At 74.6% G+C, this 14160-nt stretch carries 12 protein-coding genes and 2 tRNA genes; 4 read left to right on the top strand and 10 right to left on the bottom strand.

Going from position 1 to position 14160, the window contains the following annotated elements:
* Positions 1-28: 28 nt before the first annotated feature.
* Together PHK61_RS05465 and PHK61_RS05460 are read right to left on the bottom strand one after the other, a co-directional pair.
* Positions 29-2164 carry an elongation factor G gene (locus PHK61_RS05465; protein WP_274279946.1) on the bottom strand — a complete coding sequence of 712 codons (2136 nt, stop codon included), beginning with the start codon at positions 2162-2164 and terminating at the stop codon, positions 29-31.
* A gap of 139 nt (positions 2165-2303) precedes the next feature.
* Positions 2304-3038: an SDR family NAD(P)-dependent oxidoreductase gene (locus tag PHK61_RS05460; RefSeq protein WP_274279945.1), complete on the bottom strand. Its 735-nt coding sequence runs from the start codon at positions 3036-3038 to the stop codon at positions 2304-2306.
* A gap of 124 nt (positions 3039-3162) precedes the next feature.
* Here PHK61_RS05460 and PHK61_RS05455 point away from each other — a divergent pair, with 124 nt between their 5' ends.
* Positions 3163-3759, top strand: a complete 597-nt coding sequence (locus PHK61_RS05455) for a TetR/AcrR family transcriptional regulator (protein WP_274279944.1) — start codon at positions 3163-3165, stop codon at positions 3757-3759.
* 15 nt (positions 3760-3774) lie between these two features.
* Here the strand turns inward: PHK61_RS05455 and PHK61_RS05450 are convergent, their stop codons facing one another.
* The 3 genes from PHK61_RS05450 to PHK61_RS05440 all read right to left on the bottom strand — a co-directional run bounded on the left by PHK61_RS05450 (position 3775) and on the right by PHK61_RS05440 (position 7394).
* Positions 3775-4920: an acyl-CoA dehydrogenase family protein gene (locus PHK61_RS05450; RefSeq protein ID WP_274279943.1), complete on the bottom strand. Its 1146-nt coding sequence runs from the start codon at positions 4918-4920 to the stop codon at positions 3775-3777.
* A gap of 14 nt (positions 4921-4934) precedes the next feature.
* Positions 4935-6107, bottom strand: a complete 1173-nt coding sequence (locus PHK61_RS05445; RefSeq protein ID WP_274279942.1) for an acyl-CoA dehydrogenase family protein — start codon at positions 6105-6107, stop codon at positions 4935-4937.
* Positions 6108-6200: 93 nt separating this feature from the next.
* Positions 6201-7394 carry a glycoside hydrolase family 3 N-terminal domain-containing protein gene (locus PHK61_RS05440; protein ID WP_274279941.1) on the bottom strand — a complete coding sequence of 398 codons (1194 nt, stop codon included), beginning with the start codon at positions 7392-7394 and terminating at the stop codon, positions 6201-6203.
* Between the two features lie 75 nt (positions 7395-7469).
* Here PHK61_RS05440 and PHK61_RS05435 point away from each other — a divergent pair, with 75 nt between their 5' ends.
* The gene (locus PHK61_RS05435; RefSeq protein WP_274279940.1) at positions 7470-8408 is read left to right on the top strand and encodes an alpha/beta fold hydrolase; all 939 of its coding nucleotides are present in this window, start codon (positions 7470-7472) and stop codon (positions 8406-8408) included.
* On the opposite strand, the gene PHK61_RS05430 is transcribed toward PHK61_RS05435, so the two are convergent.
* Positions 8405-9007 (bottom strand): class I SAM-dependent methyltransferase, encoded by a 603-nt coding sequence (locus PHK61_RS05430; RefSeq protein ID WP_274279939.1) that lies wholly within the window; start codon positions 9005-9007, stop codon positions 8405-8407. The two genes, PHK61_RS05435 and PHK61_RS05430, sit on opposite strands and share 4 nt — an antisense overlap.
* 98 nt (positions 9008-9105) lie before the next feature.
* Positions 9106-9390, bottom strand: a complete 285-nt coding sequence (locus PHK61_RS05425) for a YggT family protein (RefSeq protein WP_133827388.1) — start codon at positions 9388-9390, stop codon at positions 9106-9108.
* 162 nt (positions 9391-9552) lie between these two features.
* On the opposite strand from PHK61_RS05425, the gene PHK61_RS05420 reads away from it, so the two are divergent.
* Together PHK61_RS05420 and PHK61_RS05415 are read left to right on the top strand one after the other, a co-directional pair.
* Positions 9553-10110 (top strand): GNAT family N-acetyltransferase, encoded by a 558-nt coding sequence (locus PHK61_RS05420; RefSeq protein WP_274279938.1) that lies wholly within the window; start codon positions 9553-9555, stop codon positions 10108-10110.
* 20 nt (positions 10111-10130) lie between these two features.
* Positions 10131-10508 (top strand): DUF952 domain-containing protein, encoded by a 378-nt coding sequence (locus PHK61_RS05415; RefSeq protein ID WP_274279937.1) that lies wholly within the window; start codon positions 10131-10133, stop codon positions 10506-10508.
* Between the two features lie 236 nt (positions 10509-10744).
* On the opposite strand, the gene PHK61_RS05410 is transcribed toward PHK61_RS05415, so the two are convergent.
* The 3 genes from PHK61_RS05410 to PHK61_RS05400 form a co-directional block, all read right to left on the bottom strand.
* Positions 10745-10818: transfer RNA gene (locus PHK61_RS05410), tRNA-Met, on the bottom strand.
* Between the two features lie 66 nt (positions 10819-10884).
* Positions 10885-10958, bottom strand: a tRNA-Met gene (locus PHK61_RS05405).
* A 70-nt stretch (positions 10959-11028) separates the two neighbouring features.
* Positions 11029-14043 carry a UPF0182 family membrane protein gene (locus PHK61_RS05400; protein ID WP_274279936.1) on the bottom strand — a complete coding sequence of 1005 codons (3015 nt, stop codon included), beginning with the start codon at positions 14041-14043 and terminating at the stop codon, positions 11029-11031.
* Positions 14044-14160 lie beyond the last annotated feature (117 nt).

The following is a 14160-nucleotide window of genomic DNA, read 5'->3' as shown; positions in this document are numbered from 1 at the left end:
GCCATCCGCCCACGCTGCGGGGAAGGGGTCAGCCGCTCGCCACCGGCTCGTAGCGGCTGAAGCGCCGGGTGAAGCTCGCGGTGCCCGAGGTCAGGGCGCGCAGGTCGACGGGGTAGCGCAGCAGCGCCTGCTCCGGCACCTCGGCGCGCACCCGGGTGTGGCCGGGCTCGCCGGGCTCGGTGCCCACGACGCGGCCGTGGCGGGACGCGAGGTCGCCGAGCACGGCACCCAGCTGGCCGTCGTCGACCTCCACCTCGACCTCGTAGAGCCGCTCCATGACCACCGTGCCCGCCGCGGCCACCGCCTCCTTGATCGCGAGGGATCCGGCGGTCTGGAACGCCTGGTCCGAGGAGTCGACGCTGTGGGCCTTGCCGTCCACCAGCGTCACGCGCACGTCCACGACGGGCCGCCCCGGCGTGACGCCCGCCTCGAGCTGGGCGCGCACGCCCTTCTCGACGCCGGGGATGTAGGCCCGCGGGATGACGCCGCCGACGATCTTGTCGACGAACTCGACGCCCGACCCGCGCGGCAGCGGCTCGATCTCGATGCGGCACACCGCGAACTGGCCGTGCCCGCCGGACTGCTTGACGTGGCGTCCGAGCCCGGTGGCGGGCCCCGCGATGGTCTCGCGCTCGGGCACGGCGACGTCGGTGACCTCGACGTTCGCGCCGGAGGCCCGCAGCCGGGCGAGCACGACGTCGGCGTGGGCCTCGCCCGTGCACCACAGCACGATCTGGTGGGTGTCCTCGTTGCGCTCGACGCGCAGCGTGGTCTCGGTGGCCGCGAGGCGCGCCAGGCCGCGGGCCATCGCGTCCTGGGCCGAGCGGTCGGCCGCGGTCACCGCGACCGGCAGCAGCGCCTCGGGGAGCTCCCAGCCGTCGAGCCCCACGGGGTCCTCGGCGGCGCACAGCGTGTCGCCGGTGGCCACCGACCCGAGCCGGGTCAGCGCGCACACGTCGCCCGCGACGCACCACGGCATCTCGCGCAGCGTCGCCCCGAGCGGGGCGTAGACCCGGTTGACCCGCACGGTCTCGCTGCCGCGCGCCGGGGTCTCCGTGCCCGTGGGGTCCTCTCCGTCGCGCGGGGCCGGGATGCGCAGCGGGTCGGCGCACGCGGTGATCGCCGTGTCCGGGCGCAGCCGGCCGGAGAACACGCGCACCAGCGACACCCGGCTGCCCTGGGCATCCGTGCCGGTGTGCACCACCTCGGCGACGAGCGGGCCGTCCGGGTCCGGGTCGACGGGGGCGTGCCCGGCGCCGTCGGGGCCGTGCGCGGGCAGCGGCTGGTGCGCCGTGGGGGGCGGGACGGCGTCGACGACGAGGTCGAGCAGCGCGTCGAGCCCGGCGCCGGCCGGCGCGCACACGCCGGCCACGGGGATGAGCGAGCGGCGGGCCACGGCGGTGGCGAGGTCGGCGCGCAGCGCGTCGAGCGCCACCGGCTCGCCCCCGATCCAGGCGTCGAGCAGCGCCTCGTCCTCGCTCTGCTCGATGAGGGCCTCGACGAGCTCGCGTCGCAGGTCGTCGGGCTCGTCGGCGGTGGGGGCGTCCCCGGCGAGCAGCGGGTGGACGGTGATGGTGCCGTCGGCGCCGCGCTCGGTGCGGGTCACGGGCACGAGCACCTCGCCCGACCCGGCCGCCACCTCGCGGCAGGTCGCCAGCGCGGCGGCCTCGTCGGCGCGCGCGTGGTCGAGGCGGCTGAGCACGAGCATCGCGGGCAGCCCCGCGCGCCGGCACTCGGCGAGCAGGGCGGAGGTGGGCGCGGCGACGCCGTCGGCGGCGTCCGCGGTCCCGACGACGAACAGCACCGCGTCCGCCGCGCGCAGGCCGGCGCGGACCTCGGCGAGGAAGTCGGGGCACCCCGGGGTGTCGACGAGGTTGATCTTCACGTCGCGGTGGGTCAGCGACGCGACGGCCGGCGCCACCGACCGCTGCTGGCGGCGGGCGTCGGGGTCGTGGTCGGTGACCGTGGTGCCGGCCGCGACCGACCCCGCCCGCGGGATCGCGCCGGCGGCGGCCAGCAGCTCCTCGACCAGCGTCGTCTTGCCCGCGGCCATGGGGCCGACGATCGCCACCGAGCGCAGGGCGGCCGGGTCGTCCGGGGCCAGCTCACCCGCCCGCCCGTTGCGTGCTCTCCGGGCGGAGTCGCCCGCCTTCGTCCCACTCATGGCGACCACCTCGCGTGTCCGGGCCCGTCATCGCGCCGACACGCTCAGTCCACCCGAGTGACCGAGATCACGACAAGGGGTCGGGGCCGGTCAGTCGACACCGACTGCGTGCCACCGCCCCTCCGACGCCCCGGGAGCGTCAGACCTGCGCGACGCCGCCGTCGGCGGCGAGCACGGAGCCGTTGACGTAGCTCGACGCGTCCGACGCCAGGAACACGGCGGCGGCGGCGATCTCCTCGGGCGTCCCCATCCGGCCCAGGGGGATCGTGTCCTCGGTCTGCGCCCGGACCTCCGCGGGGACGAGGTCGAGCAGACCCGGTGTCGGCACCATCCCCGGCGAGAGCACGTTGACGCGGAAGCCGTACCGGCGCGAGCTGTGGGCCCAGCCGCGGACCAGGTTGTGCAGCGCGGCCTTGGTCGCCGCGTAGACCTCGAGGCCCGGCTGCGGCCGTGTCGCGGCGGTCGAGCCGGTCACGATGACCGAGGCCCCGCGCCGCAGCAGCGGCAGCGCCCCCTGGACGGTGAAGATCGTTCCCTTGACGTTGGTGGCGAACTGGGCGTCGACCTGCTCCTCGGTCACCTCTCCGAACGGGGCGTCGATGCCGATCCCGGCGTTGGCGACCACGACGTCGACGTGCCCCGCCTGCTCCCGGACGGTCCCGTAGAGGGCGTCCAGATCGGCGGGCACCGCGGCGTCGCCGACGACGGCGGTCACGTCCTCGCCGAGCTCGGCGACCGCCGTGTCGAGCGACTCCTGGCGCCGGCCGGTGATGAACACCCGGGCGCCCTCGTCGCGGAGGGCGCGCGCGATCGCGAGCCCGATCCCGCTGCTGCCGCCGGTGACCACCGCGACCTTGTCCGTGAGGACGGCCATGCCGTCCACCTCCTCGGAGTTCTTGACCATGCCGTCCAGAACACCGTGCCCGATCTGGACCGGTCGGTCAATATCTCGTCGACGGGTTCTGGCCTGTCGGGTCCAGAACTCGTACCGTCGAGGTGTGCCCCGCCCCCGGGAGTTCGACGAGGACCGCGTCGTCCTGGCCGTCCGCGACGAGTTCTGGGACAAGGGCTACGCGGCGACGTCGATGGACGACCTGCTGCGCGTGAGCGGGCTGGGCAAGGGCAGCCTCTACGGCGCCTTCGGGGACAAGCACCGGCTGTTCCTGCGCGTGCTGCGCGACTACGACGATGCGAACCTGCGGGGGCTGCGCGAGCGTCTGGACGCCGCGCCACGCGGGGTCGACGTGGTGCGCGAGTTCGTGCTCGGCGTGGCCGGCGACCCGACCGGGGCCGCCGCGCGGCGGGGCTGCCTGCTGGCCAACAGCACCGCCGAGCTCGCCACCAGCACCCCGGACGTCGCCGCCGAGGCCCGCCGCAGCTACGACGCGATCACCGCGATCCTCACCGAGGCGCTCGCGCGGGCGCAGCGCGAGGGCGACGTCGACCCCGGCGCCGATCCCGCCGGGATCGCTCGCGCGGTCCTCGCCGCCCAGCTCGGGGTCATGGCGCTGGGCCGGACCGGGATGGACGTGGCGGAGCTCGACGCGGTGGCGCGGTCCGCCCTGACGCGGTTGCTGCCCACACCGTCGCGGTAGGGCGCCGGGGCCCGTTCAGTCCATGGTCAGCGCCGCGAGCCGCTCGCGGTGCTCGTCCGCGGACCCGAACAGCGGGGCCCGCCGGCGGGCGCGCTTGTAGAAGAAGTGCGCCTCGTGCTCCCAGGTGAAGCCGATGCCGCCGAAGAACTGGATCATCGCGCCGGTCGCGGCCCACGCGGCGTCGGCCGCCTTGGCCTTGGCCACCGCCACCGCGATGGCGGCGCCCGGGTCGTCGGTGTCGAGCGCGTGGGCGGCGAAGAGCACCGCGTGCTCGGCCATCGTCACGCCGACGTGCAGGTCGGCCATCGTGTGCTTGATGGCCTGGAACGACCCGACGGGCACGCCGAACTGCTTGCGGTCGCGGTCGTAGTCGATCGTGCGGGTGAGGGCCTCGCGGGCGCCGCCGACGAGGTCCGCCGCGGTCAGCACCGCACCGCGCGCCATGAGCGCGTCCACGGCCCGGCCGCCCGACAGCGTGCCGCCGGTGAGGAGCTCGCCCGGGGTGTCGGCGAGCTCGACCGCCCCGACGCGCGCCGTGCCGTCGTAGGTCCGCTGATCACGGATCGCCAGGCCCTGCGCGCCCTCCCCCGTGGTCGAGCTCCGCTCCGCTGCGTCTCCCGCCTCCACGAGGTACAGCCCCGGGGCGCCCTCGGCGTCGGTCGCGGCGACCACGAACAGGCCCGCGACCGCGGGGTAGTCGACGGGCGAGGCCGTGCCCGACAGCCGCTCGCCCGACGCGTCCACGGTGATGCCGCGGCCGTCCCACGACCCGGCCTCGCCGCGCAGCGCGACGGTGCCGACGGTCTCGCCCGCGGCCAGGGCCGGCAGCCAGGCGGCCTGCTGCTCGGGCGACCCGGCGAGGCGCAGGGCCTCGGCCGCGAGCACGGACGTCGTCCACGGGCCGGGAGCGACCGCGCGCCCGAGCTCGCGGGCGATCACCTGGGCGTCGAGCAGCCCGAGGCCGAGCCCGTCGTGCTCCTCGGGCACGAGGACGGCGAGCGCGCCCTGGTCGGCGAGGCCCTTCCACAGCGTCAGCGGGTGGCCGTCACCGTCGGGGTCCTCGACGACCGCACGCACGGCGTCGAGGTCGAAGCGGTCGGCGACGAAGTCGCGGACCGTCTCCGCGAACGCCTGCTGCTCGTCGGTCAGCGCGAAGAACACGGGCTGGGGCTCCTCTACCGCGGCAGGCCGAGCACGCGCTCGGCGACGATGTTGCGCTGGACCTGGGACGAGCCGCCCCAGATGGTCACCGACCGCGACCACATGGCCTGGGCCTGGAACGGGGCGAGGTCGACGTCGGGGCGGGGGCGCTCCAGCGAGGCCTCGGGGCCGAGGACGTCGTCGAAGGCCTCCCACAGGTCCTGGAACGTCTCCGACCACTGCAGCTTGGTCATCGACGACTCCGAGCCCAGGTCACGGCCCTGCTCGACCTGGGTGAGGATGTGCATCGCGTGGTAGCGCAGGCACTCGAGCTCGACCAGGCAGTTCGCCAGCTTCTGACGCGCCACCGGGTCGTCCGAGCGCCCGAAGCGCCGGGCCTGCTCGACGATCTCGTCGTACTGGCGGCGGAACTCGGTGTACTGGCCGACGCCCGAGGCGCCGCGCTCGAAGGAGAGCAGCAGCATCGCGGTACGCCAGCCCTGGCCGATCTCGCCGAGGCAGTCGGCGACGGGGACGCGGGCGTCGGTGAAGAACACCTCGCCGAACTCGCTGGCCCCGCTCATCTGCTTGAGCGGCCGGGCCTCGACGCCCGGCTGGTTCATGTCGATCAGCATCATCGACAGGCCCTTGTGCCGCTCCGAGCCCGCCTCGGTGCGCACGATCGTGAAGATCTTGTCGCCGTGCATGGCGTTGGTGGTCCAGATCTTCTGGCCGTTGACGACGTAGTCGTCGCCGTCGCGGACCCCGCGGGTCGCCACCGCGGCGAGGTCGGAGCCGGCGCCGGGCTCGGAGAAGCCCTGGCACCAGATCACCTCGTTGCGCAGCATCGGCCCGATGATCTCGGCCTTCTGCTCCGGGGTGCCGATGGCCATGACCGTCGGCGCGAGGAAGGTCAGCCCGAGGGTGTTGACGGTCTGCGGCGCGTGGGCGCGGACCATCTCCTCGTCGTAGATCGCCTTCATGCCCGGCGTCCCGCCGCGGCCGCCGTACTCGGTCGGCCACTGGATGCCGGAGAAGCCGGCGGCCGTCTTGGACGCCTCCCACTCCCGGCGCAGCCGGAACGACTCGGCGTCGTCGAGCGAGCGCCAGAAGCCGGGCTCGGCCCACTCGGGCGGGATGTTCGCCGAGAGCCAGTCCCGCAGCTCGGTGCGGAACTGCTCCTCCTCCGCGGTGTAGCTCAGATCCACGGCGCCACTCTGGCAGATGCTCCCGGTCCCTGCGCGACAGCGGTTACCGGCTGGTATCGCTCGCCCGGCGAGCGATACCAGCCAGTGACCGTGCTACGGGGCGCAGCGCAGCACGCCGCGCCCGGCCTTCAGGGCCAGGATGCGGCGCGCGCTCTCGGTGACGCGCGCGGCGAACGCGGGCTCGTCGGCCGCCTCGACCAGCGCGTCGACCATCGGCTCGACGTCGCCCGGCTCGATCGTCAGCACCTGGTCGCCGCCGGCCGCCACGAAGCGCACGGCCCGCTGCCCGACCGGGACGTCGGCCACCGCGCGGGCCGCGCCGACGTCGTCGGTGGTGACGACGCCGGTGAACCCGAGGCGCCCGCGCAGCAGGTCGGTGATCACGTCGCGGGAGAACAGGGCGCGGTTCTCGGGGTCGATCCGCTCGTAGACCGCCGAGGACATCATCACCACGGGCGCACCGGCGGCGATGCCGGCGCGGAAGGACGCGAGGCCCGGGTCGTCGACGCCGGTGCGGCTGTCGGCGGCGCCGGCGAAGTCGGTGTTCTCGCGCACCCGCCCCAGGCCCGGGAAGTGTTTGAGGGTGGCGTCGACACCGCCCGCGTCCAGCCCCTCGACGAACGCGGTGACCGCCTGGCCGACCCGGCGCGGGTCGGTGCCGAAGCCGCGGTCGAGGGCGCCGACGGGCTCGTTGGCCTTGCCGAGGGCGGGGTCGACGACGTCGGCGACCGGCGCGAGGTCCAGCGTCACCCCGGCCTCCGACATCTCGCGGCCCCAGCCCTCGGCCTCCTCGCGCAGGCCGGCGACGTCGCGTCCCTGCGCGGTCGCCGACGGGATGCGCGTGAAGCCGGCGCCCTTGAGGTCCTGGACCTTGCCGCCCTCCTGGTCGGTGGCGACCGTCACCGGCAGGCGCGCGGCCTGCTGCACCGCGCGCGTCGTCGCCGCCACCTGGGCGGCGGAGGCCTCGCCGCCCGCGGCGTCTGTGAGGATCACCCCGCCGGCCCCCGCGGCGAGCGCGGCGCGCCCGGCGCCGGTCAGGCCGTCGGCGGGCACCCCGGCCATGATCAGCTGCGCGGCGCGCCCGCGGGTGTCGAGGCCGTCCAGGGCCTGCTGGACGCACGCCGCGGCGGGGTCGGCGGGCGCGGGCGCCGCGCTCGGTGCCGCGGCGCGGGCGCTCGGCGTGTCCGCGGGGGCGGGCGCGGCCGGTGGGGCGGGCTGCCCCCCGCACGCGGCGAGCACGGCGGTCAGGACGGCGACCAGCACGGGGGCGCGGCGGGCTCCGGACATCGTGTCGGGATTGTGCCGGAAGGCCTCCGGGCACCTTGACGCCCGTCGGCGCCGAGAGGGACAGGATGATCATCGATGACCGCTACGCGCCGGACCCGCACCCTGCACGGCCAGCAGATGTCGTACGTCGAGGCGTGCCCGGAGGTCGTCGGTGACGACGATCCGGAGGTCGTCGTCCTCGTGCACGGCATCGCGGGCAGCGCCGAGACCTGGACGCCGGTGCTCGAGGCCTTCGAGCGCTCGGGCTGCGACCGCCTGCTGCTCGCCCCCGAGCTGCTCGGCCACGGCGAGTCGGCCGGGGTCGGCGGCGACTACTCGCTCGGCGCCTACGCCAACGGGCTGCGCGACCTGCTCGCGGTGCTCGGCCACCGGCGCGTCACCGTCGTCGGGCACTCGCTGGGCGGCGGGGTGGCGATGCAGTTCGCCTACCAGTTCCCGGAGATGTGCTCGCGGCTCGTCCTGGTCTCGTCCGGTGGCCTCGGACGCGGGGTGAGCCCGGTGCTGCGCCTGGCCGCCCTGCCCGGCGCGGAGTGGGTGCTGCCCGTGCTCGCCTCGACGGGCCTGCTCGACCTGGGCGTCCGGGGGCTGCGCCTGGCCGCGGCGCTGCCCTCCCTGGGCGCCGAGGCGGTGTCGCTGCGCGAGATCGCGCGGCACGCCGCGTCGCTCACCGAACGGGCGCACCTCGACGCGTTCGTCGACACCGTCCGCGCCGTGATCGGGCCGGGGGGCCAGCGGGTCAGCGGCACCGAGCGGCTCTACCTCACCGAGGGTCTGCCCACCATGATCGTCTGGGGCGACCGCGACCCCGTGATCCCCGTCGGGCACGCGCGTCGCGCGGCCGCGCTGGTCCCGCACGGGCGTCTCGAGCTCTTCGGCGGCGCCGGTCACTTCCCGCACTGTGACGAACCCGACCGCTTCGCGGCGCTGCTCACCGACTTCTGCGACGCCACGGTGCCCGCCGACCTCTCGGTCGCGGGCATCGGGCCGCGGGTGGCGGCCCGGTCGACCGGTTAGTCCCGCTCCCGGGGGTGCCGGCACTGGTAGGCCAGCGCCGGCGGCAGGTTGCGCCACACGGTCGGCGTGACGGTGACCTCGCTGAACGCCTCCTCGAGCACCCCGCGGAAGCGGCGCTGGGTGGGGAGGCGCGTGACGTGGCTGTAGGCGAACGTGGTGAACGCCGCGCCGGGGGCGAGCACCTTGGTGACCTGGTCGATGATCCCCCGCTGCGCCGACTCCGGGAACAGCGTCCACGGCAGGCCGCTGATGACCGCGTCGACCTGGTGGACCCCCGCGTCGGCGAGCAGTTTCTGCAGGTCGGCGGCGTCGCCCTGCACGACCTCGAGCCACGGGCGCGTCCGCCGCAGGTGCTCGACCATGCCCGGGTCGATCTCGACGGCGATGTGGCGGGCGCCCTCGGGCAGGCGGCGGCGCAGGGCGACGCTGACGACGCCGGTACCCGGGCCGAGCTCGACGACGACGGGCCGGCCCTCGGCGGGGGCGACCGAGGCGAGCAGGTCGGAGAGCGCGCGGCCGCTGGGGGCGACGGCGCCGATGACGGCCGGCGAGCGGACGGCCGAGGAGACGAACGTGACGAGGTCGCGCACGGGGCTCACGGGGGACACAGTGGCAGCTCCGGTGGTGGGGCGCCCGCTCGGGACGTCCGGGGTGGAGGGCAGCCGCCGAGGATGTTCAGCAGGCGTCCGGTGAGTATTCAGCGGGGGTCGACGACCCGCATGAGGATGAACGTCACCAGCAGCAGGATCATGATCGACAGATCGAGGCTGATGTTGCCGATGCGCACGGCCGGGATGAGGCGGCGCAGCAGCTTCACCGGCGGGTCGGTCACCATGAAGAGCACCTCGAGGCCCGCCGCGGTGCCGCCCGCGGGGTGCCAGTCGCGCGCGAAGCTGCGGACGATCTCGACCACGAGCCGGCCCACGATGAACAGCCACAGCACGAACAGCGCGTAGTACACCAGCATGCGGGCGAGCTCCATGTCTCCAGAGTGCCTGATCCGTCCGGGTCGCCGGCCACGGCCCGGGTGGTGGCTCCCCCGGCCGCCCCGCCGGACACCATGGGTGCGCTCCCGCCCGCCACCCGCATTGGCTACGGTCGAGCGTCGCTGTCGGTTGTTGTGATGTGAACGGCTGGAGGTCCGGTGGTCGTCCTGGTGCCCGTCGACGAACGACTGACGGAGCCCGGAGCCCCAGGCCTGGCCGAGCTCCGCACCGTCGGTGTCGAGCCGCTCGTGGAGGCGGTGCTGCGCAGCGAGAGCGGCGACGGCGCCTCGTTCGGCGCACCGGCCGCGTGCGACACCCCCGCGGGCGGCATCCCGGCCGTCATGCATCCGCGGACGTTCCTGGCGATCGATCCCCGGGACCACCAGGTGGTCGGCACCTGCGGGTTCAGCGGACCCCTGCGCAACGGGCGGCTCGAGATCGCGTTCTGGACCTTCCCGCCCTTCGAGGGCCGGGGCTGGGCGACGGCCATGACGCGCGCGCTGGTCGCCCGCGCGTTCTCCGACCCGGCGGTCCAGACGATCGTCGCCCACACGCTGCCCGAGCGGGCGCCCGCGGCCAGCGTGCTGACCGCCAACGGCCTGGTCCGCGTGCAGTCGCGCCGTCGCGACGAGAGCGGTCCGAACGGGGCGCGCCGGGTGAAGGTGTGGCGCTGGGAGGCCCACCGGCCGACCCGCGTGAACGCGCCGACGGGCTGACGTCGGGGATCCTGGGCGCCGTGATCCTCCATCTCTGCACGCGCGCCGAGCTCGATGCGGCGCGCGCCGAGGGCGCCCGGTGTCCGCCGTCGCTCGACGACGTGGGCTTCGTGCACTGCTCCGACCCCGGCACCGTCCACCTGCCCGCGACGCGCCTGTTCGCGGGCCGGTCCGACGTGGTCGTGCTCGTGGTCGACCCCGCGCGCCTCGACGTGCCGGTGCGCTGGGAACCGGGCGTCGGTGCCGGCGGCGGCGAGGACCCCCGCGGCCCGTGGTTCCCGCACGTGTACGGCCCGCTGTCCCTCGACGCAGTGGTCGCGGTGCACGACCTGACGCCCGGAGCCGACGGCACCTTCCGCCCACCGCCGGGGGTCGCGGACCCGGGCGCGCCGCGCTGACCGAAGGGCACCTTCGCTCGCACAGACGGGCGACGGGCGCCCACCGCCCGAACCTCGCCGGGGGGCGTCGCGCGGTTCGCCGAGCCCCCGGAGAGATCAGGAGCACCTCAGGGTCCCGCCACGACGCCCGGGGCGCACCGAGTGCTCGTGATCACCGGGCCATCCCCGCACGACGAGAACCCCGCGAACGACGAAGGCCCCCGACCGGGTGACCGGTCGGGGGCCTTGGTGCCGCGTAGCGGGGACAGGATTCGAACCTGTGACCTCTGGGTTATGAGCCCAGCGAGCTACCGAGCTGCTCCACCCCGCGTCGGGTGGCCCGTCGCCCTGGGCCGGGGGATCCCGGCGGCCGGAGAGCACTCCGACGCCGGTGTCGTAGCGGGGACAGGATTCGAACCTGTGACCTCTGGGTTATGAGCCCAGCGAGCTACCGAGCTGCTCCACCCCGCGCTGCGTTGTGATGACCACGGTACACCGGCACCCACCCCGCTCCGGGGAGGGGGGTGGGTGCCGGGCGACCTCAGCCGCCGGCGTTCGCCGGTGTCGTCGGCGTGGCGCCGGTGGCCGAGCGGAACTGGGCGATCGCGCTGTCCAGCGCCGCCTCGGCGTCACCGATGCCCCGGAAGTCCCGGGCGGCCTGCGCCTGGGCCAGGCGGTCCAGGGCGTCGTTCATCGCCGTCACGGCCTGCGTGAGCTGCGGGCTCAGCGCCTGCCCCGGAGCCCCGCCGGGGAGGGGGCCCGCGCCGGTGTTGGCGCCGGGTGCCGGCGTGGGCGACTGGGAGGTCGCGCCCAGCCCCGGGACGTTGAGCCCCGGCGGCAGCGGCACGCCCTGGAACGCCGCCTGCAGGGCGCCCTGCAAGGTGGGCGCGTAGCCGATGTCGCCGTTGTTGAACCGGGCGATGACACCGAACAGCTGCGGGAACGAGGTCTGGGCGTTGCGCTCGACGTAGATCGGTTCCACGTAGAGCAGCCCGCCCGCCACCGGCAGTGTCAGCAGGTTGCCGTACTGCACCTGGACCGGGGTGCCCGACTGCCGCAGCGGGAACAGGCCCTGGTTCACCGAGTTGCTCGTCAGCAGCTCGGCCTGCACCTGCTGGGGGCCCTGCGGTCCGCGCTGGTCGCCGGTGAGCTGCGCCGGGAGCTCCAGCACGGTCATGCGCCCGTAGCTCTCCGGTTCCGAGCTCACCGACAGGTAGGCCGACAGGTTGGGCCGTGAGAGCGCGAGCAGCGTGCTCGACATCTGGAACTGGGTGTCCGGCGCCGCCCCCGGCCGCGGGTCGCCCGCGAGCAGGTAGTACGGCGGGATCGACGCGTTGCTCTCGCGCGTCGGGTCCTCGGGCACCGTCCAGAAATTCTGGGTCGAGAAGAAGTCGCGCGGGTTCTCCACGTGGTACCGCGTGAGCAGGTCGCGCTGGACCTTGAAGATGTCCTCCGGGTAGCGGAAGTGCGCCCGCAGGGCGTCCGGCACCTCCGCCTCGGGGCGGACCACGTCGGGGAAGACGTTCATCCAGGTCCGCAGCACCGGGTCCTGGTCGTCGACCTGGTAGAGCCGCACCTCGCCGCTGTAGGCGTCGACGGTGGCCTTCACCGAGTTGCGCATGTAGCCCGCGGACCCGGGCGAGCCGGCGGGCCGCAGCGAGTCGGCGGTGGCCTCCCCGAGGCCCACCTGCTGGGCGTACGGGTAGCGCGGCAGCGTCGTGTAGCCGTCGACGATCCACTGCATCCGGCCGTCGACGACCGCCGGGTACGGGTCGACGTCGGTGCGCAGCCACGGCGCGACCTTCTGGACGCGCTCGATCGGCGTGCGGTTGTAGAGGATGCGCGAGTCGGAGCCGATCGATCCGTTGAACAGGATGTTCCGCTCGCCGTAGGCCGCGGCGAAGATCAGGCGCGACGCCCAGTTGCCCAGCGGCACGCCGCCCGGGCCGGTGTAGGCGGTGGCCGGCCGCCCGGGGCCGTCGAACTCCCGCGGCGCGGAGCCGGGGTTGCCGCCGACGATCGCGTAGTCGTCGGTGCCGCCGACGAACTCGCCGTAGTAGATGCGGGCGCCGTCGGGGCTCAAGCCGAACGGGCCGGGGTTGGACGAGTCGCTGACCTCGAACTGCGGCAGACCACCCTGGCTGGCCTCGGCGTTGCTGGGGACGTTCACGCGGTCCGCCGGGGCCGAGACGAGGCCCTGCCCGTGCGTGTAGACGAGGTGGCGGTTGATCCAGTCCTGCTGGTTGCCGATGAGGGCGTCGGGGTTGATCTCGCGGGCGGCGAGCACGAAGTCCTGGCGCTGCCCGTTGACCGTGTAGCGGTCGATGTCCAGGTCCGGCGAGAAGCTGTAGAAGTTCGTCAGCTGCTGCTGCACCGCGAAGGTGCGGTTGAGCCGCGACGGGTCCTGGATGCGGATGTTGTCGAGCGTCGCCTGGCTGTTGGCGATGTCCTGCGGCGGCGCGGCCGCGGAGCCGTTCGCCGACGCGACCTGCGGGGCGTACGGGATGACGCTGACGTCGGTGAGCCCGAACGCCTGGCGGGTCGCGGCGATGTTCCAGGAGATCGACTGCGCCTCGCGGTCGATCGCGTTCGGGCGCACCGAGACCTGCTCGAGCACCGCGGGCCACGCCGCGCCGACGAGCACGCTCGACAGCACCAGCAGGGCCAGCGCGATCGCCGGGATCTGGAGGTTGCGCAGCACGACCGCCGAGAAGAAGGCGGCGGCGCAGATCACCGCGATGATCAGCAGGATGAGCTTGGCCGGCATCGCGGCGTTGAGGTCGGTGTAGGTGGCACCGAAGAAGTTGGCGCCGCCCTCGGCCGCCTTGCGGTCGCTGAACAGCAGCTCGTAGCGGTCGAAGAAGTACGCGACCGCCTTGAGCAGCACGAACACCCCGGCGAGGACGGCGAGGTGCGCGCGGGCGGCCGGCGCGACCGCGCCGTTGCGCCCGGCCAGGCGGATGCCGCCGAAGAGGTAGTGGGCGACGAGCGCGGCGATGAAGCTGACCGCGACCGCGACGAACAGCCAGCTCAGCATCGAGCGGTAGAACGGCAGCGCGAAGACGTAGAACGAGACGTCGTGCCCGAAGACCGGGTCGGGGATGCCGAACGGCGTGGCGTTGAGGAAGAGCTGGAAGGTCTGCCAGTCGGCCTGCGCCGAGAGCCCGGCGATGAGGGCCACGACCGCGGGGATGCCGACCGCGAACCAGAGCGGCCGCGCGAGCACCACGGTGCGGTAGCGGGCCACCGGGTCCTCCGCGGTGCCGGCGGCCGCGACGGGGACGAACACCGGGCGCACCCGGTAGGCGATGACGAGGTTGAGCGCGAGCAGGCCGCCCATCAGCGCGGCGGCGAACACGAACTGCAGCACGCGGGTCCACAGGATCGTCGTGAAGACCCCGCGGAACCCGACCTCGCCGAACCAGGCCCAGTCGACGTAGACATCGACCAGGCGGGCCCCGCCCAGCAGCACGACGAGCGCCACCACGCCGACGATCAGCAGCGTCTTCGTGCGTCGCGACAGCTGGGGGGTCGCCGTCGGAGGCCGGTTGGCCACGGGGTCACACTCCTGAGAAAGGGGGTCGTCCACGCGCGGGCGGACCCGGGCGTGCGGTGGCCACTCTACGAACACGGTGTGGGGTTGACGTGGCCCGGCATGTCCGGATCCCTCCCG

This window comes from Actinomycetospora lutea (assembly GCF_028737205.1).
Classification (GTDB): Bacteria; Actinomycetota; Actinomycetes; order Mycobacteriales; family Pseudonocardiaceae; genus Actinomycetospora; species Actinomycetospora lutea.
The sequence above is the reverse complement of the archived record's forward strand: the minus strand, read 5'-3'. Positions and strand labels throughout refer to the sequence as shown.

Coding starts and splice junctions, on each gene's coding strand:
- PHK61_RS05465 (WP_274279946.1), bottom strand. CDS start 2,164: ATGAGTGGGACGAAGGCGGGCGACTCCGCCCGGAGAGCACGCAACGGG.
- PHK61_RS05435 (WP_274279940.1), top strand. CDS start 7,470: ATGACCGCTACGCGCCGGACCCGCACCCTGCACGGCCAGCAGATGTCG.
- PHK61_RS05460 (WP_274279945.1), bottom strand. CDS start 3,038: ATGGCCGTCCTCACGGACAAGGTCGCGGTGGTCACCGGCGGCAGCAGC.
- PHK61_RS05440 (WP_274279941.1), bottom strand. CDS start 7,394: ATGTCCGGAGCCCGCCGCGCCCCCGTGCTGGTCGCCGTCCTGACCGCC.
- PHK61_RS05425 (WP_133827388.1), bottom strand. CDS start 9,390: ATGGAGCTCGCCCGCATGCTGGTGTACTACGCGCTGTTCGTGCTGTGG.